This is a genomic window from Rhizobium sp. 05N430 (genome assembly GCF_056396985.1).
Map to the genome: position 1 here is coordinate 83,073 of NZ_JBFTMO010000001.1, position 21,547 is coordinate 104,619.

Here is a 21,547-nt window from a genome sequence, read left to right on the forward strand (position 1 = left end):
TCAGGCGCCGTTATCCTCGAAGCCGACGACGCGGAGCTGCTCGACGAATTCGTAGGTAATGCCGACGATCTCGTTGTTGCGGAATTTTCCGACGGAGCGGACCGTCTTGTAGCCGCCAAGCCCGTTATCGACGCGATAGGAAAAGTGGAAACCCGTCTTGTGCAGGCTCGCCTGCTCGAAGGTTTCGGTGATCAGAACCCGGTCCTCGGGATGAATGCGCGAGAGGAGCTCGACCAGATTGGCGGGGCCAGAGGTGAAGGTCATGCAGAAAATCGCGAAGACATCTTCGCTGGCGAAGAAATGTCCCGATTCCACCTCGATGCGCCAGAATCCGAAATTTCGGTAGGCTGCAACCATCTGGACGATCTCAAGATCAGAGATGCCGATATGGTCGCGCGTCTGCTTTTCTTTGCCGTTGGCGGGCTGTTCAAATCGAAGAGGCACGTTCCCTCCCATGAGGTTTGCGCACTGATTCTCTTCTGATTTCTCAGCTGATCAGCTTCAAGCGTATGGCCTTAGCTACCAACTGCGTTCTGTTCACGCAATCGAGTTTTTTGATCGCATTGGTCATGTAGGCGTTCACGGTATGGTCGGAGAGCGCCAGGATCTGGCCGATCTCGACCGAGGTCTTGCCCTGCGCCGTCCAGCGCACGACCTCAAGCTCGCGGGCCGACAGGGCATTGTAGGCGCTGTCCTCGTTGCGGCGCACGGTATTATAGGCGTCGAGCGCATGCAGCATGATCATCGCCAGCTCGTTGACTTCGTTCTGGGCGAAGGGCGCACGCTCGCCGCCAAACCAGAAGACCAGCCGGTTTCCATCGAGTGCGTTGATCGGGAAGGTGATGCCCGTCGGCATGGCGTAATGCATCATCAGGTTACGCAGCTCTGCCGGGAAGTTGAGTCCTTGCAGCGTTTCCGCCAGATTCCAGTGCTGCGGAACGGCTGATTCACGAAGCTTTGCCGTGAAGGGACAGCTGCGCAGCATATGCGCCCGGTCGAATTCGCGGATATAGGAGGCGGGCAGCGAGCTTTCGATGATCAGCGACTTCAACAGCAGATCTTCGGCCGACGGTGTGTGCAGGAGCGTCGTCTGCGACAGGCCGAATGCGCCGGCCACCCTGTGCAGTGCGTGAACGAACAATACACGCGTGCGGGCAGCAGCCAGCTCTCCTGTCAGCAGCGATTGCCGTTCAGAGGTAGTCATGTATGACATTATGCGCCCCGATCACTCGAATGTTACCGCTAACACATACGTAAAACTCCACGGGATGCTAGCCACAATTCGCATCGGCCATGCTGATTAATTTATAGTGTTAAAAATTAATCACACATACGCACTCATTGGTTGCATAATGTATTATGCAGGTAGTGATCGCGGCTATTTTACTTCTTCCATTACTACGAAGCTGTGGATTTCTCCCGCGCCGGGAGGAGAAGAATCACCTCAGAAGTTGGTCGACGGTAGACTTAAATTCCTAAAAGGCTGCCTCTGAAGCGATGAATACGGTTTCACTTTAGCATAACGTGCGGCTGTGGCGCTTGCTGCTTCGGGTCGCTATTGCTAGCGTCAGGCGATCCAAACGGGACGACCGCTCGTGCGCTGTGCCACCATTCTCGCCGCCAAATATTTCGTCATTCTTTCGCTGATTTTCTGCTTCCAATTGCCTCCTGTCTCCGGTTCCGATGCGTGGGCTGCCAAACCCAAGCGGAACCAGCCTCCTTCCATGAGTTTCATCCTCGTCCGCAGCGCCGATTGCCTGGCGGATTGCGCCGAGTGGGTATCGGCAGAAGGCCGGATCACGCGCGACACACCGCTGCGGCTGAAGAAAATTCTGAAGCAGCTGAACGGGCGCAAGCTGCCAGTCGTCTTCCGGTCGGAAGGCGGGGAGGTGGATGCCGCCTATGCGATGGGCCGGATGATCCGCAAGAATGGTCTGGAAACGGCAGTCGGCGGCACCCGGCTCAAGGATTGTCCGATCGCCGACATGCGATGCAAGGCGGCGATCGCCAAGGACGGCACGGCTGCCGGCCTCACGTATTCAGGCGGCGCCTATTGTCTTTCGGCCTGTCCGATCGCACTTGCCGGCGGGATGTCGCGGGTTGCGTCGCAATGGGCCTATATCGGCGTCCATCAGATCACCACTATCTATGACAGGATCCGGGTGTCCTACCGCATCGAATACCGGATGGTGAACGGCCGGAAAGAGGAGATTTCGCGCACCGAGATCGGCCGCAGGAGCGAGGGCGAGACGAAATCGACCAAGCTCGGGAAGAAGGCCGAGGCTGCGCTCTCCGCCTATCTGAAGGAAATGGGCGTCAGCCAGGATATCATCGCACTGATGATGAGTGCGACGCCGCAGACGCTGCGGCTTCTGCCGACTTCGGAGGCTTTGAAGCTGGGGCTGATCACCGACATGCTTGCCTCGAACGAGAGCCCAGGCATCCGGCTCTGCCAGGCGGACGATCCGGCGGGCGCCCGCTGCCACCGGCACGGCGAGCCGCCGGCGACGACTGGAGCGCCCGCGGATGTCCAGCCGGCATCGGCGCCGGCTGCTTCCGGCGGTTAGTCCTTGTCCTTCAGATCGTTCTTCTTGGTCGAGCTCATCAGCTTTTCCAGGAAGCCGAGCATGAGCGCGGAGACGACGAAGGCGATGTGGATCAGCGTCAGCCACATAATCTTGCCGTCTTCATACTGATCGACATTGAGAAACACCTGCAACAGGTGGATCGACGAGATCGCCACGATCGACGAAGCGACCTTGATCTTCAGGCTGCCGGAATCGAGCTTGCCGAGGAAGGACACTTCGTGCTCCTTTTCGCCGTCCGCCTCGTCGAAGCGGCTGACGAAATTCTCGTAGCCCGAGATCATCACCATGACGATCAGGCTGGCGACCAGCGCGGCATCGATGAGACCAAGCATGGCGAGGATCATCTCGTCTTCGCCAAGTGTGAAGACGGCGCTTGCGACCTTCAGGAATTTGTAGCCGAAGGAGATCGCATAGACGGCAAGGGCCGCCACGAGACCGAGATAGAACACGACGAGCAGCCAGCGGCTCGACAGGATGATGCGCTCGACGAGCAGCTCAAGTGATTTCATCTTTAGGTGCCCCCGCACGCTGAAACGATAGAGGGGGCATAGCCCATCCATGCAAGTTGCAGCAAGCCTTGACGGTGGATTTCATCCCGGCCGATGGCGTGGTTTGTCGTGGAACGGCGTGAAAAGCGGCATGCGGGGTCTTGTTTCCGACGCGGCGATGGCGGCATGGTCGGACAATAACACAAACTCCGAGGACGACCCGTGGCTATCAAATCCGACATCGAAATCGCCCGCGCGGCCAGGAAGAAGCCGATCTTCGAGATCGGCGCCAAGCTTGGCATTCCGGAGCAGGATCTGGTGCCCTATGGCCACGACAAGGCGAAGATCAGCGCCAGTTTCATCGCCGCGCAGGCGGAAAAGAAGGACGGCAAGCTGATCCTGGTCACAGCGATCAACCCGACGCCGGCGGGCGAGGGGAAGACGACGACGACGGTCGGCCTCGGCGACGGGCTAAACCGCATCGGCAAGAAGGCAATCGTCTGCATCCGCGAGGCCTCGCTCGGTCCCTGCTTCGGCGTCAAGGGCGGAGCGGCCGGTGGCGGTTATGCGCAAGTCGTGCCGATGGAAGACATCAATCTGCACTTCACCGGCGATTTCCACGCGATCACCTCGGCGCATAATCTGCTGGCGGCGATGATCGACAATCATATCTACTGGGGCAACGAGCTCGATATCGACATTCGCCGCATCACCTGGCGGCGGGTGATGGATATGAACGACCGCGCGCTGCGCTCAATGGTGAGTTCGCTCGGCGGCGTTGCCAACGGCTTTCCGCGCGAGGGCGGCTTCGATATCACCGTCGCCTCCGAGGTCATGGCGATCCTCTGCCTTGCTTCCGATCTGAAGGACCTGGAAAAGCGCCTTGGCAACATCATCGTCGCCTACCGGCGCGACAAAACACCCGTCTATGCCCGCGACCTGAACGCGGATGGCGCGATGGCCGTCCTGTTGAAGGACGCAATGCAGCCGAACCTGGTGCAGACGCTGGAAAACAATCCGGCCTTCGTTCATGGCGGCCCCTTCGCCAACATCGCCCACGGCTGCAACTCGGTGACGGCGACGAAAACGGCGCTGAAGCTTGGCGACTATGTCGTCACTGAAGCAGGCTTCGGCGCCGATCTTGGTGCTGAGAAGTTCTTTGATATCAAATGCCGCAAGGCGGGGCTGAAGCCTGATGCTGCGGTTATCGTCGCTACCGTCCGGGCGCTAAAGATGAATGGCGGCGTGAAGAAGGAAGACCTTGGCGCAGAGAATGTCGCCGCCCTCGTCAAGGGCTGCGCCAATCTCGGACGGCATGTCTCGAACGTCCGCAAGTTCGGCGTGCCTGTCGTCGTCGCCATCAACCATTTCGTTTCGGATACCGATGCTGAGATCGCGGCTGTGAAGGAATATGTTGCGCGTCTCGGCGGCGAAGCCATCCTCTGCCGCCACTGGGCCGAGGGTTCCGCCGGGATCGAGGAGCTTGCCCACAAAGTCGTCGAACTTGCCGATTCCGGTCAGGCAAAGTTCCAGCCGCTCTATGGCGACGACCTGCCGCTGCTGGAAAAGATCGAGATCGTCGCCTCGAAGATCTACCACGCCGGCGAAGTGACCGCCGACAAGGCGGTGCGTGATCAGCTCATCGCCTGGGAAGAGCAAGGCTACGGCAAGCTGCCGGTCTGCATGGCCAAGACGCAATATTCCTTCTCGACCGATCCCAATCTGCGCGGCGCGCCGGAAGGGCATATCGTGCCGGTGCGCGAAGTGCGCCTCTCGGCCGGCGCCGGCTTCGTGGTCGTCATCACCGGCGAGATCATGACCATGCCGGGCCTGCCCAAGTCGCCCTCAGCGGAGCGGATATTCCTGAACGACCAGGGGTATATCGAGGGGTTGTTCTGAGGACTGGTTCTGAAACTGAATCAGGTGGTTCAGTTTCCGATTCACTTTGTGAGGCTAACGCGTTGAGTGGGCTGAACATTCAGTGACAATACCGGTATCCGCCCTTGCGCTCGAGAACATCGAGATGGAAATGCGTCTCGTGGGCCGCGTCGCTTTCAGGGTCGAGCACCGTCGAGAAGTAGAGGCAGCCGGAAGCGCTGACCGTGCGCTGGAAGGCGCCGGTCAGCGTCGAATCCTCTCGGCGCGGTTTGACCGCGATATCCTCGCCCCTCTCGAAGCTGAAGCTCGCGACATCGATGGCGTTGCCGCGGGCGTGTTCTGAAATCTTGCCGGTTTCGGCGCTGTTGCGCAGGCGGCAGATATAGGCCGACGCCTGATTGATCGTAGTGATCTTGCCCTGATCCTTGGCGGCAACGGCGGCGGCCGGGATGACGCTTTCCTTCATCCAGTGAGCGAGCGCCCGCGCCGTCGGGCAGCGCAGCGTCGCTTCGGGTTTCACCTTGATGCCGGGGAGCGCTTCCGACAGGACGATCGGCTTGTCGATGCCGCAGCCGTTGCCGTCATCGATCCGGGGGATCTCCTTGAAGACGACGCCGAGGCTCTGCAGCTCCTTGATGCAATCGGCATGGTCGGTATCGCTCTCCGGCTCGATCGTCAGGTGCTGATCTTCCAGCGTCTCGCCTTTCGGCGTTTCGGGCCTGGCATCCTCCGGTTTCTGATCGGTGGGTTGCGACGCATCGGGTTTGGCCGTTTCCGGGGCGGTATCTTCAGGTTTTCCTGACTTGGCAGGCGCCGGCTTGCCGTCATCGGATTTCGGCTGTTCGGGCTTTGCCTCTTCGGGTTTGGGCTGGGGAACGGGTGCTGTCTGCACCGGCGGAGCCTGGTCTTGCGGCGCTGCCGGTTCGGCTGCTTCAGGCTTCTGTTCAGGTACCGGCCCGTTACGGGGCAGGGTGGCGCCCGAGAGCATGAAGACGGTGAGGCTCATGGCGGCAATTGCGGAAGCGATTTTCACATGCCCATCCCACGTTGCTGTTAGCGGCAGGAGGGACAACGCAAACGGGCTGGTTTCGTTGCAATTTCGCAACGTTTGTGTGGATCGTTAAAACATGATGATTATTATCAAGATAATCGGCGCTGATATATTGACACAAATAGTCATGTTTTTTATTGCGGCAAAAAGAAGGCGGTTTTTGGGGCCGCCTCAATCTGAAAACGCCTAGCCAGCCCCTCGATCGCGCCCGCGAACCGACCAGCCAGCCCGGTACTTCATCATATAGAGGGTTGGTTTTATGGTTGTCCGCAATTCGCGTTCGCTGCTGCTTGCTTGCACGGCGCTTGCTCTAATTTCTCATTCGTCGATCAGCCTTGCGCAGAGCGCGGCCCCGGCCGGGCAGCAGTCGGACGATAAGCAGACGAAGGACGGAGAAACGTTCCTTTCTCCCATCATCGTCAAGGGCGATCGCAAGGCAGCGAATGACCCCTACGACAAGGCCGGTCCTTCCAGCACAGTGACAGCGGATCAGATCGACCTGCAATCGGGGCAGGAAACCGACGATCTGCTGCGTGGCGTTCCAGGCACGTCGACTGCCAACAATCCGCAGAATCCTGGCGTTGCCGTCAACATCCGCGGCTTTGAAGGTTCTGGCCGTGTCAACATGATGATCGACGGCGTTCGGCAGAACTTCCGCTTCACCGGCCATGAGGCGCAGGGCCTCACCTATGTCGATCCGGCGTTCCTGGCTGGCATCGATATCACGCGCGGGGCGGTCACCGGTATTGGCGGCGGTGCGCTTGCCGGTTCCGTCAATTTTCAGACCTACAATGTCGACGATCTTATCCAGGGCGACAAGAGCTATGGCGGCATCGTTTCGGCGACCACTGGCGATAACGGCATGGGCTGGTCTGAATCCGCAGTCGGTGCCTACCGGTTCAACGATGTGTTTGCCGTTGTCGGCGGCATCAGCAAGAGCGATCCCAAGAATTTCGACAACGGCGATGGCGTCGAGGTGCCGTTTACCGAAGAGGACCTGATCTCGGGCCTGCTCAAGGCTGAGATCACGCCGAACGCCGAAAACACCATCCGCATCGGCGGATTGACCTATGACAACGACTTCTTTGCCAACTCTTACTACCAGAATCTGAAGAACAAGACCTTCAGCGCGACCTACGAATACAAGCCCGGCGACAACGATCTCATCGATTTCAAGACCGGATTCTATTACAACCGTCTGAAGATGACGTATGATACAAACGCGACTGGCGGAGGAACTGCGGCCGGACGCGAGATCACCGATACCGGTATCGGTTTCGACGTCTCGAACACCTCGAAATTCGATCTCGGCGATGTCTCGGTCTCATCGAACTATGGTGTCGAATATTTCCACGACACTTATGATGTCATGAACAGCACGGCGCAGCCGCAGGGTGGAGTGAACGGCGACGGCAAGAATGGCACGCTCGGTGTTTTCAACAGCACGACGTTTACGTACGGCATCACGGATTTGACGCTCGGTCTGCGTTACGACCATTTCGATCTCAGCGGCTCCGGGGCCGTTACCGCAGGTAATCCTGCTGGGCTGCCTGCAGGACCGTACTCGGTTGATCGCTCCGATGGCCGGCTTGATCCGAGTGTGACGCTGGCAGTCAACGCCACCGATTGGCTCCAGCCCTATGTGACCTATGCCGAAACGATGCGTTCGCCGACGATCAACGAGACATTTGTTGGCGGTACGCATCCTGGCGGCCGGATGTCCTTCTTCCCAAATCCGTTCCTAGAGCCGGAAGTCTCGAAAGGCTGGGAAATCGGGGCAAACATCAAGGTCGATGGTCTGTTTGATTCCGGTGACAGCTTCCGGTTCAAAGCGAACTACTTCTATGATCGTGTCGATAATTACATAACGGCCGCGTTTACGCCGACGGGCGGTGTATTTTTCACCAACAATCCCGGCACGTCGACGGTTCAGGGGATCGAAATCCAAGCTGGCTACGATGCCGGTTTCGTCTTCGGCGATCTGTCCTACACCCACACGGACACCGACCTGCCATCGCAGATCAACGGTTTTGGCGTTCAGTCCTATCTGCCTGACGACATCTTCACCGCGACGCTTGGCGCACGCTTCCTCGAAGATCAGCGCCTGACGGTCGGTACGCGCTTCTATGCCGCGAGCCGTGCGAACATCGGTGATGTCAACGTCGCAGCGGGCGCCAGCCCCTACAAGCCGGGTTACGGCCTTGTCGATCTGTTCGCCAACTACAAATTCGAGCAGGGCTTCGAAGTCACCGCCAGCGTCACCAATGTCTTCGACAAGGCTTATACGCCAGCGTCGAGCACAATCGCAGGCAGCACGATCGATACCGGCCGCGGCCGTACGTTCATGCTGACGGCAAAAGCCAAGTTCTGATCAACGGATTTGACGACAAGGGCGGCCTTCGGGCCGCCCTTTTTCATTCCATATTCGCCTCTTGCGCTCTCTCTCATCTCACGCTAACAATTTCGCCCATGAACACGTCGAAGAACATTGCAGTTTGGTGGTGGGCTCGCTGAGGCGGCCTCGACCAATCGTGTCTTCAGACGACGAGTGAGCCGCCCGAAACTTTCGAGGCGGCTTTTTTGTTTTCTGGCCGCCTTGCGTCCGGGCACCGATAACGGAGTGGAACTATGGTTACGATCCTTCGGGACGATGGTGCGGAAATCTACGAGACCAAGGGCGGCATCACCGTCACCCGGCAGCGGCGGCCCATTCCCTATGCGGATGCGGTGGTGTCCTATGTCGACAAGCTCGATGAGCGCCGCGGCGCGGTGTTCTCGTCGAACTACGAATATCCGGGCCGCTACACGCGCTGGGATACGGCCGTCGTCGATCCGCCGCTCGGCATTTCCTCCTTCGGTCGCGATGTCTGGATCGAAGCCTATAACGAGCGCGGCGAAGTGCTGCTCGGCTTCGTCACCGAGCGCCTGAAGGCCGTGCGTGAGCTGGAGCTTGGCGCCGCCACCGCCCGCCGGCTCGATCTCAAGGTGAAGCTGCCCGACCGGGTGTTTACCGAAGAAGAGCGCTCGAAGATGCCGACGGTGTTTACGGTGCTGCGCGCCGTCACTGATCTCTTCTATTCGCAGGCCGATGCCAGCCTCGGCCTCTACGGAGCCTTCGGCTACGATTTGGCCTTCCAGTTCGATGCGATCGACCTGAAGCTGAAGCGCGCCGACGACCAGCGCGACATGGTTCTCTATCTGCCGGACGAGATCCTCGTCGTCGATAACTACTCGGCCAAGGCCTGGGTCGATCGCTACGATTTCGCCAAGGGCGGCCTAACGACCGAGGGCAAGGCCGGCGATATCGCACCGGAGCCTTTCGTGCGCACCGATGCCATTCCGCCCAAGAGCGATCATCGCCCCGGCGAATATGCCGAGCTGGTCACCAAGGCGAAGGAAAGCTTTCGCCGCGGCGATCTGTTCGAGGTCGTACCGGGCCAGAAGTTCATGGAGCGCTGCGACAGCAAGCCGTCCGACATTTCCAAGCGGCTGAAGGCGATCAATCCGTCGCCCTATTCCTTCTTCATCAATCTTGGAAACCAGGAATATCTGGTGGGCGCATCGCCTGAAATGTTCGTGCGCGTGTCTGGCCGCCGCATCGAGACCTGCCCGATCTCGGGCACGATCAAGCGCGGCGAGGACCCGATTGCCGACAGCGAGCAGATCCTCAAGCTCCTGAATTCCAAGAAGGACGAATCGGAGCTGACGATGTGCTCCGACGTTGATCGCAACGACAAGAGCCGCGTCTGCGAGCCGGGTTCGGTCAAGGTCATCGGCCGCCGCCAGATCGAGATGTATTCGCGTCTGATCCACACGGTCGATCACATCGAGGGCCGCCTGCGCGACGACATGGATGCCTTCGACGGCTTCCTCAGCCATGCCTGGGCGGTCACGGTGACAGGTGCGCCAAAACTCTGGGCGATGCGCTTCATCGAAAGCCATGAAAAGAGCCCGCGCGCCTGGTATGGCGGAGCGATCGGCATGGTCGGCTTCAATGGCGACATGAACACGGGGCTTACGCTGCGCACCGTGCGCATCAAGGACGGGATTGCCGAAGTCCGGGCAGGGGCAACGCTGCTCAACGATTCCATCCCCGAGGAAGAAGAAGCCGAAACCGAACTGAAGGCCTCCGCCATGCTTTCCGCCATCCGCGATGCCAAGGCCGGCAATTCCGGCAAGGTCAGCCGCGACGTCGCTGCCGTCGGCAAGGGCGTCAACATCCTCTTGATCGACCACGAAGACAGCTTCGTCCACACGCTGGCGAACTATTTCCGCCAGACTGGCGCCACTGTCTCGACTGTGCGCACGCCGGTGCCCGACGAAATCTTCGACCGGCTGGATCCGGATCTGGTCGTCCTGTCGCCGGGACCGGGCAATCCGAAGGACTTCGACTGCAAGGCGACGATCAAGAAGGCGCGCGCCCGCAACCTGCCGATCTTCGGCGTCTGCCTCGGCCTGCAAGCGCTCGCCGAGGCCTATGGCGGCGAGCTTCGCCATCTGGCGCTGCCGATGCACGGCAAGCCGTCGCGCATCCGCGTGCTAGAGCCCGGCCTGGTCTTCTCCGGCCTCGGCAAGGAAGTCACCGTCGGCCGCTACCACTCGATCTTCGCCGATCCCTCGACCCTGCCGCGTGAGTTCATGATCACGGCGGAAAGCGAGGACGGCACGATCATGGGCATCGAGCACACCAAGGAGCCGATCGCGGCGGTGCAGTTCCACCCGGAATCGATCATGACGCTCGGCGGCGATGCCGGGATGCGGATGATCGAGAATGTGGTGGCGCATCTGGCGCGGAAGGCGAAGACCAAGGCTGCCTGAGCCAAGGATACCGATCGGCCGCCGCCATCCGGTGGCCGATCATTTCCCATCTCTCGTGCGGAAGATCGCATGCTCGTGAAGCTGCTCAAGGGATTGGCGATCATTATCGTGCTGGCCGCCATTGCCGTCGTTGCCGGAATGGTGATTCCAAGGCCCTGGCGTGCGCCGCCGCCCGAAACGACGAGTGCCACCGACCGCATTCTCGTTCTCAGCAATCCCATTCACACAGATTTCGCGATTCCTGCCACGCCCGATATTCTCAAGCGTTTCAACTTTCTCGCCGATGCCGGTCTCGATCTCGGCAATCCCGATGTGCGCTACATCATCTTCGGCTGGGGAGGGCGCGCTTTCTATACCGAAACGCCGACCTGGGCCGACCTGAAGCCGATGCCGGTGTTCAAGAGCCTGACGCTGGATAGTGCTGTCATGCATGTGCAGCTGGCGGGAGATATTCCGCTTGATCATCCCGGTGTGACGCCGATCGACGTGTCCGCCGCAGGTTTCGCGCGGCTGTCGGACTATATCGCGTCGAGTTTCATCGTTGGCGATGAAAAGCCTGTGCCGCTTGGTTTTTCCTATGGTCAGGGCGATGCCTTCTTCGAGGGGCAGGGCCGTTTCAACGCGCTTGTCGGCTGCAATACGTGGACCGCTGCCGGCTTGCGCGAAGCCGGGATTGCGACCGGCCTGTGGACGCCGCTGCCGTGGCTGCTGCGTATTTCGCTCCGGCTTCACAACCCTCCCGGGGCCTTTCGCCCAGGAGAGGAAGCAACTGGTTGACTTCCCATTCCAAATCAGAACATTTCAGGAACGATGAATAAGGATATCGTCGTGGCCAATGCTGAGAAGTTTATCGTCCTCCCGTACCGCAAGAACCGGGGCAACCTGGTGCCGGGCGAGATGCGGCAAGCATCGAATGCCATGAGTGCAGAAAAGATCGCGACCTCGATGGCCGCGCGGTTTATCGGCGTTGCCGCCTATGCGGTGATGGTCGATGACGAGACCGGCGATATGTCGTCGCCGCGGCTGCTCATTCGCCATGGCGAGATCGCCGATCTCAATCCGGCATAACACTTCCCGATGGAAACTTCGCTCTATCTGCCGGTCAAAGCCTTTCTGGAGGCGGCGGGCTATGCCGTCAAAGGCGAGATCGGCGGATGCGATCTCGTCGGCCTCAGCGAAGGCGATCCAAGCGTGGTCGTCGTTTGCGAGCTGAAGCTCAGCTTCAATCTCGAGCTTATCCTGCAGGCGGTCGACCGGGCGGCGATGAGCGACGAAGTCTGGATCGCCGCGCGGGTTTCGGCCAAGGGGCGCGGGCGCGAGGCAGACAAGCGCTATCGCGATCTCTGCCGCAGGCTGGGGATCGGCATGCTCGGCGTTTCCGATACCGGCGATGTGAGCGTCATCGTCTCGTCCATCTCGCCGATGCCGCGGACCAATCCGAAACGGCGGTCGCGGCTGGTCAGGGAGCATCAGCGCCGCCGTGGCGATCCCGTTATCGGCGGGAGCACGCGCGTGCCGCAGATGACTGCCTACCGACAGCAGGCGCTGATCTGCGCCGCCGCTCTGCAGCAGGGGCTGGTCAGGCCGCGGGATATGAAGGCGTATGCGCCGGATGCCGGAAAAATCCTGCTCGGCAATGTCTATGGCTGGTTCGAAAAGCAGGCGAAGGGCGTCTATGCCCTGACGCCTGCGGGCGCCGAGGCGCTGCTGCGCTGGCCGCAGACTGTCGTCTTTGGCACCGATGATGGTGAGGCGTCCGTAGAGGGCGCCTGATCTCAGGCGTTTGGAACGCCGCGCTTTTATCAGTTCTTGCCATGGCCGAGGTTGATCGTCGCCCTAGCTTATTCGTCGTGAACAAAGCTGCGATGCTCGCTGGGGCCGCAATGGGTCCAGCCAAATTTCCCGAGGCTCGACCATGGTTACTTTCACGCTCAATGGACAGACGAAAACGTTCGACGGCGATCCGGATACGCCGCTGCTGTGGGTCATCCGCGACTTCGAGAAGCTGACCGGCACCAAATATGGCTGCGGTGTCGCCCAATGCGGCGCCTGCACCGTGCATATGGACGGCTTCACCCGCCGCTCCTGCATCACCCCGATCTCCACCGTCGATGGATCCGAGATTTTCACGATCGAAGGTGTCGAAGGCAAGGAAGCCGATGCGGTGAAGGCTGCCTGGGTCAAGATCGACGTGCCGCAATGCGGGTACTGTCAATCCGGCCAGATCATGTCGGCCGTGGTGCTGCTGCAGAACATCCCGCAGCCGACCGACGAGGATATCGACGGGGCGATGGCCGGGAATATCTGTCGATGCGCCACCTACCATCGGATCCGCGCGGCCATTCACAATGCCGCCGCGTCGATGGAGGGTTGAGCGATGACCATTCAGGAGATTGCAACGACACGCCGCGGCTTTCTGGCCGCAACAGGCGGCTTGGTGATCGGCTTTGCGCTGCTGCCGAAGACTTCGGCCTTTGCCGCAGAAAAGGGTGTGCAGGCGGGCGGCGCGGACGCGCTGGTGACGCTGAACACCTTCGTCAGGATCGGCACTGACGATACGGTGACGATCCTTTCCAAGCATATCGAATTCGGGCAGGGGCCGTTCACCGGTCTTGCGACGCTGGTCGCCGAAGAGCTCGATGCCGACTGGGGGCAGATGCGCGCGGTGCATTCGCCGGCCGATGACAAGGTTTATGCGAACCTCGCTTTCGGCCTGCAGGGGACCGGCGGCTCGTCGTCGATCGCCAATTCCTATGAGCAGTTCCGTCAGGCGGGGGCAACGGCGCGCGCCATGCTGGTCGCCGCGGCGGCTGATGAGTGGAAGGTTCCGGCCAGTGAGATCACCGTCGAGAAAGGTCGGGTCAAACATGCGGCCTCCGGCAAGGACAGCGGCTTCGGAGCGCTGGCCACCAAGGCTGCCGGTATCAAGCCGCCGGCCGACGTGAAGCTCAAGGATCCCTCCAAGTTCACGCTGATCGGCCAGGAACTGCCGAAGCTCGACACGGTGTCGAAGACCAATGGCCAGGCGATCTATACGCTGGACATCATTCCTGACGATCTGCTGGTCGCCGTCGTCGCGCATCCGAACCATTTCGGCGCGGCGGTGAAATCCTTCGACGATAGCGAGACGCGTAAGGTCAAGGGCGTCGTCGATGTCAAGCAACTGCCGCAGGGCGTTGCCGTCTATGCCGACAGCACGTTTGCGGCGTTGAAGGGCCGGTCTGTGCTGAAGGTTGATTGGGATCTGTCGCAGGCGGAGACACGGTCGAGCGGGCAGCTTTCGGCCGACTATGCGAAGGCGCTGACGGAGAAGGGCATCACCGCATCCGAAAAGGGCGACGTCGACAAGGCCTTTACCGATACCTCGCTGAAGACACTGGAGGCGCAGATCATCTTCCCGTTCCTGGCGCATGCGCCGATGGAGCCGCTCGATGCTGTCTTCATCAAGGCGGCGGACGGCAGCCTCGATGTCTATAACGGGGCGCAGTTCCCCGGCATGGACAAGGCGACGGCCGCCAAGATCACCGGCATCGATCCGGCGAAGGTGCGGCTGAACACGCAGATCACCGGCGGAAGTTTCGGGCGCAAGGCGCAGTTCGGTTCGCCCTACATGCAGGAGGCGGCGTCGGTCTTCGCCGCGACCGACCAGTCGCGGCCGGTCAAGCATATGTGGACGCGCGAGGACGATATTCGCGGCGGCTATTACCGGCCGATGTATCTCCACAAGATGCGTGGCGCCATCAATGCCGATGGCCGGATCGTCGCCTGGGATCAGGCGATCGTCGGGCAGTCGATCATGGGCAAGGCCGATCTCGACAGCACCTCGGTCGAGGGCGCCTCCGACCTGCCTTACGACGTGCCGAACCTCAGGGTCATCTCACATAATGTGAAGCTGGCAATCCCGCCGCTCTGGTGGCGTTCGGTCGGCCATACGCATACCGGTTTCGCGGTCGAGACCTTCCTCGACGAGCTGTTCCAGATGGCAGGCAAGGATCCGGTGCAGGGAAGGCTCGAGCAGCTGACGGAGGACCCGCGCTATGCCGGGGTTCTCAAGAAGGCGGCGGAGATGGCCGATTGGGGCGGCAAGATCCCCGAGGGACGGCAGCGTGGCGTTGCCGTGGTCAAGAGCTTCAACACCTATGTCGGCCAGGTGGTCGAGGTTTCCGCCGGTGCCGATGGGGCGCCGAGGGTCCACAAGGTCTGGTGCGCCGTCGATTGCGGTGTCGCCATCAATCCGAATGTCATCAAGGCGCAGATGGAGGGCGGCATCGGCTACGGGCTTGGTGCGGTGCTGTTCGATGCGGTGACGCTCGGTGAGGGCGGGGCGATCATGCAGTCGAACTTCCACGATTACCGCTCGATCCGCATCAACGAAATGCCGGATGTGGAGGTCGCCGTCATCAAATCCGGCGAACCGCCCACCGGGGTGGGAGAGCCGGGCGTGCCGCCGGTCGGACCCGCGACGGCCAATGCCTGGCGGCGGCTCACCGGTGCGCCGGTGCGCAGCCTGCCGATCGTTGCCGTGGCGACGAGCTGAGGGAGGCGGAGATGACAAGCAGATTGGTCCTCGCCTGCATGGCAGGCGGTCTCTCCCTCGTTGCGGCCTTGCCCGTATCATTCATGGCATTGGCGCAGACGGCGCCTGAAACCGACAAGACGCCCTTGAAGCCGGTCGCTTCCTTCGCATCGATTGCCGATCAGAAGGCGCGGTCGGTGGCGCTCTTCGAAGAGGCGGGCAAGGTGATCGAGCATCCGCGATGTCTGAACTGCCATCCGGCGGGCGACAGGCCGCTGCAGACGATGGCGATGCATCCGCACCAGCCGCCGGTGACGCGCGGCGATGGCGGTATGGGCGTGCCGGGCATGATGTGCAACACCTGCCACGGGCCTGACAATGCGGCGATCGTCGGCCAGTCGCCGACGCTGAAGAGCATCCCCGGCAATCCCGCCTGGCATCTGGCACCGATCGAAATGGCCTGGGTTGGAAAGTCGCTCGGCGAGATCTGCCAGCAACTGAAGGACCCGGAGCGCAATGGCGGGCGCGATCTGTCGAAGATCGTCGAGCACATGTCGCATGACAGCCTGGTCGGCTGGGGCTGGAACCCGGGCGACGGGCGCGAGCCTGCGCCCGGCACGCAGGCGGAGTTCGGCGACCTGATCAAGGCCTGGGTCGATACGGGCGCAGCCTGCCCGGCAGGCTGAGACGACCATTCAGGCGCCGGTCAGTCCCCGCGCCTGACGATTTTCAGATTGAGTTCCCAGCGCTGTTCGAAGCCCAGCGTCGTGTAAAGCGCGATCGCCCCGGTGTTGAGCGCGTTGACATGCAGATACGCAGTTGCGCCGGATGCCGCGATATGGCCCGCGACATAGCGGAAGAGCAGCTTGCCGAAACCGTTGCCCTGGAAGTCCGGGTGGGTGCAAAGGCCGCTCAGTTCCGTAAAGCCGGTCTGCTTCAGCCGCTGACCGCCCATGGCGATCAGCTTGCCGCTGTTCTTGATTCCCCAGAAAGTGCCGAGTTTCTGGGCGCCGAGGGTGAAGGGGCCGGGTTTGGTCAGCTGTGCCAGCGCCAGCATCTCTTCGGCGTCGGCCGCAGTCAGCGGCGCAATCCGGGGGTCGGAAAGCGGATCATGCGGCGTCCTGGCGATCATCTGGATCAGCGTTGCTTCGCCGGCGATATCGAGGCCATCCGGAACGGTAGCCGATCCCGGCTCCACAAGCGCCATCGTCTCACCGGGCCGGGGCAGGGCAGCCAATGCGCTCAGGCTTTCCGGCGTATCATCGGCCGCTGCCGCAAAGGGTACGATTCCGGGCGGGTAGCGCCGGGCGAGCGGGCCGCCTTCGGCGATGCCTGCATGCGCCGTCTGCAGCGCGTTCCAGATCGGGCGGTCGAGGATATGTGTCATGGTGTCGTCTCCTTCGGCGGCGCGCGGCGGATGAGCGATGCTGCGGTCAGGCCGTCTTCGATTGTTGCAAGCTGATCGAGAAGCGGGCCGTCGAGGCTGCCGCAGACGTCGGCGACGGCGGCGGCGATGCGCGGCCAGACTTCAGCACGCGAGACATCGACGAGCTGCTTGCCTTTTTCCGTCAGCGACACAAGCCTGCGGCGCTGATCGTCCGGCGCCGGTTGCATATCGACCAGTCCGAGCTCCAATAGCTGGCCGACGGTGCGCGTGGCGCCGGGCTGGGTGATGCCGACCGACTGGGCAAGCTCGCCGATCGTCAGCGGTCCAGCGCCGTCGATCGCCGCCAGGAACGGATATTGTCCAGCCTGGATGCCGAGGCCCGCCTCGTCGATGAACTGTTGCGTGTCGGCCTGCAGGCGTTCGCCGATGCGGCGCATGCGGCTGCCGAGCGTCAACAGGCCCGATGTCCGCACGATGTCTTCGACCATGCTGTGCTCCACTATGTATGCTTGATTATATAACGCGTTATGTAATATCCGTCAACGTGGATTTATGAGCTTGCCCTTTGACAAATCGTCCGTCTTCGACCATATGAGCCGCATTAGCCGCCTGCGCGATTTTCGCGTGGGCGGTTTTGCGTTTGAATGGGCCAAATGCTGCAATTCATTCGCATCCGCAGAGGGATACGAGATGACGGAACAAGGCAATATGACAGTCCGGCGGCTGGCATTCTGGGGCATCCCGATGTCGCTCGGCGTGATGGGGCTGAAGCTCGCCGCCTGGTGGGTGACGGGGTCGGTGGCGCTGCTCTCCGACGGTCTCGAATCCTTCGTCAACGTGGTGGCCGCCTTCATCGCCTTCTTCGTGATCCGTTATGCGCAGAAGCCTGCCGACCACGACCATCCGTTCGGCCACCACAAGGCCGAATATCTCTCAGCGGTCACCGAGGGCGTGCTAATCGTCGTCGCCGCCATCCTGATCGTCAAGGAAGCCGTCGGGTTTCTCAGCGATCCCAAGATGCTGGAAGCGCCGGTGCTCGGTCTTGCGATCAACTTTGCGGCCGGTGTCATCAACTTCGTCTGGGCAAGGCTGCTGATCCGGGTTGGAACGCAGCATCGCTCGGCAGCGCTGACGGCGGATGGCCAGCATATCATGTCGGATGTGGTGACTTCGGTCGGCGTGCTCATCGGCCTGCTTCTGGCGCTCGCCACCGGCTATCCGATCTTCGACCCGGTGCTCGCCATCCTGGTCGCCATCAACATTCTCTATCAGGGCTACAAGGTCATCTCCCACTCGATCGGCGGCCTGATGGACCATGCGGCGGAACCGGAAGAAGAAGAGGCGATCAAGCAGGCGATCGCCACGCATGCGGTGGGGTCTCTCGGCGTCCATGATCTGAAGACGCGCCGGGCAGGGGCGGTGACCTTCGTGGACTTTCATATGGTCGTTCCGGCTGCCATGTCGGTGCGCCAGGCGCATGATATCTGCGACCGCCTTGAAGATGCCATCCGCGCGGTGCATCCGGGCGCCAGCATTGCCATTCACGTCGAACCGGAGGGCGAAAAAGCCCATGGGTTGCGCGTCAAAGTCATAAAGGAAGCCTGACGGCGCGCCGATATGGCCGTCTGCCGGTTAAGGTCTCCGGGCGGAGACACTCTCAGAGCGCTCCTGTGCATGCGGGTAATGTGAAAATCTGCATGTGCGCGGCAGCATTGGCGCGGTGCAACGTTGCTGATAGTGACGGCATCTTCGGGTTGCAATAGAGCCAGTGCCTGCTCTGTATTTCCGGGGATTGCATATAAATTCAATTTGCTATGCATCATAAAGTTGCTTCGCTGCGCCGCGCAGTACTACAATTTTGTCCAGTAATAATCTCTGTTGCGCTGCAATATCGGTTTAATAATTCCAGTCTAATCGATCCCTAGATCGCCGAAGTCAAAGTCTTGGCCCGGCATTTTGAATTGCAAACTTATTATTCTGTTTTAGCAATATCTAGGATTTCCATGACCGGACCGTACAAGCGTGCCATTTCATGCGGCGTTGACTCTGCGCGCCAACCGATATCCGCAATCTTGCTTTCAAGTGTCAGCTTTTCAGCCATCGTTCTGTCCTGCCTATCGCCCACTCCTGCGTGCGCGGCCGACTATGTGGTGACCAACGAGACGGAGCTTCGTAACGCGATCACGTCGGCAAATGCCAGCGGCGATCCCAGTTCGACGATCGTCATGGCCAACAGCTTCTCGATATCGGCCGGCATCCTGCCGGAGCCGACCAGTCCGATTTCGATCGATACACAGGGCTTCACGCTGACCGGGCTCTATGACGCCTCGACCGTCGGTACACGCGCCAATCTGACGATTCAGGAAAGCGGATCTGGTGGTATCGGCGTCACGTTCTCGGGAACGCTGACCGGTGGCAATGCCGGTGCGGCGGATACGACTGCGGGGCAGGTGGCGGTGTGGACGACACGTACCGCATTTACCAACAATGGGACGATCACCGGTGGCGCAGGCGGCGGCGCCGGTGGCTCGGGCGGTGTGGGAACTCGCATTTTTGCCAGTTCGAGCCTGGTCAATAACGGCACGATTGCCGGTGGTTCCAGCGCCTCCGGTGCGGGTGGAGCGGCCGTCGATTTCGGCGGCATCGGCGCCGCTGGCACGCTTGTCAACAATGGCACGATCCGGGGCGGCAACGGCGGCCTTACCGGTGGCCTGGGCGGTGTCGGTCTGATTGTCCGCGCTGGCAGCGGCGCGGTCACAAACAGCGGAACGATCGAAGGTGGCGCTGGGGGAGCGGCTATCCTGTCGAACACCGGGGCTAGCGATATCGACATCACCAATAGCGGTACCATCCGGGCCGGTGCAGGACAGAGCGACGCGATCACGCGCACCGTTGCGGCGACCACGGGTACCATGACGCTCGAATTACAGGCAGGGTCGGTGATCGAGGGCAATGTCGTGGCAGGGGCTGGGGTTGCCACCGATAAGCTGCGCCTCGGCGGTACGGGCGGCGACAGTTTCGATGTTTCGGCGATTGGCCCGCAGTACCAGAATTTCGATATCTTCCAGAAGACCGGCACCGGCACTGGTTCCTGACCGGCACCGGGAGCGCGGTGACCGACTGGGATATCCAGGCGGGCACATTGGCGATCGGCAATGGCGGCACAAGCGGCAGTGTCACCGGCGATATCACCAACAACGGCACGCTCGCCTTTGACCGTTCGGACAGTTTCACCTTCGCCAATCTCGTCACCGGCAGCGGTACGATCCGCCAGATCGGCAGCGGCACGACTTTCCTGACGGGCAACAACGCGGCCTTTGCCGGTACCACCTCGGTCGAGGCTGGAACGCTGTCGGTCAACGGCATTCTCGGCGGCCCGCTCGACATATTCTCCGGCGGGCGGCTGCAGGGCATCGGACAGGTCGGCAATACGGTCAATGCCGGCACCGTCGCGCCCGGTAATTCGATCGGCACGCTGACGATTTCAGGCGACTATGCCGGCAGCGGCGGCGTGCTCGAAATCGAGAGTGTACTCGGTGACGATACCTCATCCACCGACCGTCTCGTGGTAACCGGCAATACCTCGGGCAATACCAATGTCCGTGTCGTCAATCTCGGCGGCGCAGGCGGGCAGACGGTCGAGGGCATCAAGATCGTCGATGCTGGCGGCACCTCGGCGGGGACGTTCTCGCTCATCGGCGACTATGTGCTGGACGGACAGCAGGCCGTCGTCGGCGGCGCCTATGCCTACCGGCTCTATCAGAACGGCATCACTACGCCGGGCGATGGCGACTGGTATCTGCGCTCGGCCGGTTTGCAGCCCGGTATTCCGGTCTATCAGGCCTATCCACTGCTGATGCTGCTCGGGCTCAATCAGGCCGGCACGCTTCAGCAGCGCATCGGCGACCGGATGCTGTCGAGCGATTTCCAGACGGTTTCCGATGGATCTGCGGGCGGAGCCGCGGATGAGATCGAAGGCGTTTGGCTGCGCACCGAGGGTCTGCATGGCCGCCTCACGGCCAATGATGGCACCGTCGATACCAGCCATGACTACGACATCTGGCGAATGCAGGGCGGGTTGGACGGCGCGCTTTATGACGGCAGCAATGGCAGGCTGATCGGCGGGCTGACAGCGCAGTTCGGCACGATGTCGAGCGACCTGAGCTCCAGCATCAGCAATGGCCATATCGATACGTCGGGCTTCGGACTTGGCAGCACCCTGACGTGGTACGGCGATCAGGGCTTCTATGCCGATGCCCAGAGCCAGCTGAATTTCTACGGCAGCGACCTGAGCTCCGATCTCGTCGCTTCGCCGCTGAAGAGCGGCAGTGGCGCCGTCGGCTACATTCTGAGCATCGAGACCGGCCAGCGTCTTGATATCGCAGGCTCCTGGTCGATTACACCGCAGGCGCAGCTGACCTATTCATCCGTTGATTTTGGCAGCTTCTACGACAAGTTCGGCGCCGAGGTGTCGCTTGATCGCGGCGCCAGCCTGAACGGCCGGTTGGGGATGGCGGTCGATCGGGAAGCGAGCTGGCAAGCCGACGACGGGACTGCGACACGGCTCAAGCTCTATGGCGCGGCCAATCTCTATTACGAGTTTCTGGACGGTGTCTCGGTGAACGTGGCCGGCAGCCATTTCGCCAGCCGTGGCGATGACCTTTCGGCGGGGCTTGGTCTTGGCGGTTCCTATAGCTGGGGCGACGAACGCTATTCGGTCTATGGCGAGATGGCCGCGAAATCCTCGCTGTCCGGCGCCGGTGACAATTTCTCCCTGGGCGGCTCGCTCGGCGTTCGCGTCAAGTGGTAGGCCAAGCCGGC

Annotated in this window: 19 protein-coding genes and 1 pseudogene; 13 read left to right on the forward strand and 7 right to left on the reverse strand. The window is 61.2% G+C overall.

Annotated features, from left to right (window positions below; translation table 11 throughout):
- On the reverse strand, positions 1 to 444 hold the full coding sequence (locus AC1DJO_RS00420) for a PAS domain-containing protein (protein ID WP_112516092.1): 444 nt from the start codon (positions 442 to 444) through the stop codon (positions 1 to 3).
- A 43-nt stretch (positions 445 to 487) separates the two neighbouring features.
- Complete coding sequence (locus AC1DJO_RS00425) at positions 488 to 1,213, reverse strand: helix-turn-helix transcriptional regulator (RefSeq protein WP_112386198.1); 726 nt, start codon at positions 1,211 to 1,213, stop codon at positions 488 to 490.
- 382 nt (positions 1,214 to 1,595) lie between these two features.
- Between AC1DJO_RS00425 and AC1DJO_RS00430 the strand changes: the two are divergent.
- Positions 1,596 to 2,552: pseudogene (locus AC1DJO_RS00430) on the forward strand (COG3904 family protein); the annotation flags it as partial.
- Between the two features lie 11 nt (positions 2,553 to 2,563).
- On the opposite strand, the gene AC1DJO_RS00435 reads toward AC1DJO_RS00430, so the two are convergent.
- The gene (locus AC1DJO_RS00435; RefSeq protein WP_112444202.1) at positions 2,564 to 3,097 is read right to left on the reverse strand and encodes a TIGR00645 family protein; all 534 of its coding nucleotides are present in this window, start codon (positions 3,095 to 3,097) and stop codon (positions 2,564 to 2,566) included.
- A gap of 201 nt (positions 3,098 to 3,298) precedes the next feature.
- Here AC1DJO_RS00435 and AC1DJO_RS00440 point away from each other — a divergent pair, with 201 nt between their 5' ends.
- Positions 3,299 to 4,975, forward strand: coding sequence for a formate--tetrahydrofolate ligase (locus AC1DJO_RS00440; protein ID WP_477968372.1), 1,677 nt, complete (start codon positions 3,299 to 3,301; stop codon positions 4,973 to 4,975).
- Positions 4,976 to 5,054: 79 nt separating this feature from the next.
- Here the strand turns inward: AC1DJO_RS00440 and AC1DJO_RS00445 are convergent, their stop codons facing one another.
- Positions 5,055 to 5,987: an extensin-like domain-containing protein gene (locus AC1DJO_RS00445; RefSeq protein ID WP_477968373.1), complete on the reverse strand. Its 933-nt coding sequence runs from the start codon at positions 5,985 to 5,987 to the stop codon at positions 5,055 to 5,057.
- A 277-nt stretch (positions 5,988 to 6,264) separates the two neighbouring features.
- Here AC1DJO_RS00445 and AC1DJO_RS00450 point away from each other — a divergent pair, with 277 nt between their 5' ends.
- The 8 genes from AC1DJO_RS00450 (at position 6,265) to AC1DJO_RS00485 (ending at position 16,025) form a co-directional block, all read left to right on the forward strand.
- Complete coding sequence (locus tag AC1DJO_RS00450; protein ID WP_477968375.1) at positions 6,265 to 8,376, forward strand: TonB-dependent receptor domain-containing protein; 2,112 nt, start codon at positions 6,265 to 6,267, stop codon at positions 8,374 to 8,376.
- 257 nt (positions 8,377 to 8,633) lie between these two features.
- Positions 8,634 to 10,823 carry an anthranilate synthase gene (locus AC1DJO_RS00455; protein WP_477968377.1) on the forward strand — a complete coding sequence of 730 codons (2,190 nt, stop codon included), beginning with the start codon at positions 8,634 to 8,636 and terminating at the stop codon, positions 10,821 to 10,823.
- 69 nt (positions 10,824 to 10,892) lie between these two features.
- On the forward strand, positions 10,893 to 11,600 hold the full coding sequence (locus AC1DJO_RS00460; protein ID WP_477968379.1) for a TIGR02117 family protein: 708 nt from the start codon (positions 10,893 to 10,895) through the stop codon (positions 11,598 to 11,600).
- A gap of 51 nt (positions 11,601 to 11,651) precedes the next feature.
- Entirely contained in the window at positions 11,652 to 11,891 is a 240-nt protein-coding gene (locus AC1DJO_RS00465; protein WP_112386207.1) for a hypothetical protein, read from the forward strand.
- Positions 11,892 to 11,900: 9 nt separating this feature from the next.
- On the forward strand, positions 11,901 to 12,596 hold the full coding sequence (locus AC1DJO_RS00470; RefSeq protein WP_477968381.1) for a DUF2161 domain-containing phosphodiesterase: 696 nt from the start codon (positions 11,901 to 11,903) through the stop codon (positions 12,594 to 12,596).
- A gap of 142 nt (positions 12,597 to 12,738) precedes the next feature.
- Positions 12,739 to 13,197, forward strand: coding sequence for a (2Fe-2S)-binding protein (locus tag AC1DJO_RS00475; RefSeq protein WP_112515704.1), 459 nt, complete (start codon positions 12,739 to 12,741; stop codon positions 13,195 to 13,197).
- Positions 13,198 to 13,200: 3 nt separating this feature from the next.
- A complete protein-coding gene (locus tag AC1DJO_RS00480) occupies positions 13,201 to 15,360 on the forward strand; it encodes a xanthine dehydrogenase family protein molybdopterin-binding subunit (protein WP_477968383.1) in 2,160 nt (719 codons plus the stop codon).
- Positions 15,361 to 15,371: 11 nt separating this feature from the next.
- Positions 15,372 to 16,025 carry an Isoquinoline 1-oxidoreductase subunit gene (locus AC1DJO_RS00485; RefSeq protein WP_477968385.1) on the forward strand — a complete coding sequence of 218 codons (654 nt, stop codon included), beginning with the start codon at positions 15,372 to 15,374 and terminating at the stop codon, positions 16,023 to 16,025.
- Between the two features lie 20 nt (positions 16,026 to 16,045).
- Here the strand turns inward: AC1DJO_RS00485 and AC1DJO_RS00490 are convergent, their stop codons facing one another.
- Positions 16,046 to 16,726, reverse strand: a complete 681-nt coding sequence (locus AC1DJO_RS00490) for a GNAT family N-acetyltransferase (RefSeq protein ID WP_477968387.1) — start codon at positions 16,724 to 16,726, stop codon at positions 16,046 to 16,048.
- The gene (locus tag AC1DJO_RS00495) at positions 16,723 to 17,214 is read right to left on the reverse strand and encodes a MarR family winged helix-turn-helix transcriptional regulator (RefSeq protein WP_477968389.1); all 492 of its coding nucleotides are present in this window, start codon (positions 17,212 to 17,214) and stop codon (positions 16,723 to 16,725) included. The genes AC1DJO_RS00490 and AC1DJO_RS00495 overlap by 4 nt, the downstream gene beginning before the upstream one ends.
- Before the next feature lie 202 nt (positions 17,215 to 17,416).
- Here AC1DJO_RS00495 and emfA point away from each other — a divergent pair, with 202 nt between their 5' ends.
- On the forward strand, positions 17,417 to 18,331 hold the full coding sequence (emfA, locus tag AC1DJO_RS00500; RefSeq protein WP_477968391.1) for a CDF family cation efflux transporter EmfA: 915 nt from the start codon (positions 17,417 to 17,419) through the stop codon (positions 18,329 to 18,331).
- Positions 18,332 to 18,698: 367 nt separating this feature from the next.
- Here emfA and AC1DJO_RS00505 read toward each other — a convergent pair whose 3' ends face one another.
- On the reverse strand, positions 18,699 to 18,827 hold the full coding sequence (locus tag AC1DJO_RS00505) for a hypothetical protein (RefSeq protein WP_310294298.1): 129 nt from the start codon (positions 18,825 to 18,827) through the stop codon (positions 18,699 to 18,701).
- A 49-nt stretch (positions 18,828 to 18,876) separates the two neighbouring features.
- Between AC1DJO_RS00505 and AC1DJO_RS00510 the strand changes: the two genes are divergently transcribed.
- Positions 18,877 to 19,821, forward strand: coding sequence for a hypothetical protein (locus tag AC1DJO_RS00510; RefSeq protein WP_477968393.1), 945 nt, complete (start codon positions 18,877 to 18,879; stop codon positions 19,819 to 19,821).
- A 17-nt stretch (positions 19,822 to 19,838) separates the two neighbouring features.
- Positions 19,839 to 21,536, forward strand: a complete 1,698-nt coding sequence (locus tag AC1DJO_RS00515; protein WP_477968395.1) for an autotransporter family protein — start codon at positions 19,839 to 19,841, stop codon at positions 21,534 to 21,536.
- Positions 21,537 to 21,547 lie beyond the last annotated feature (11 nt).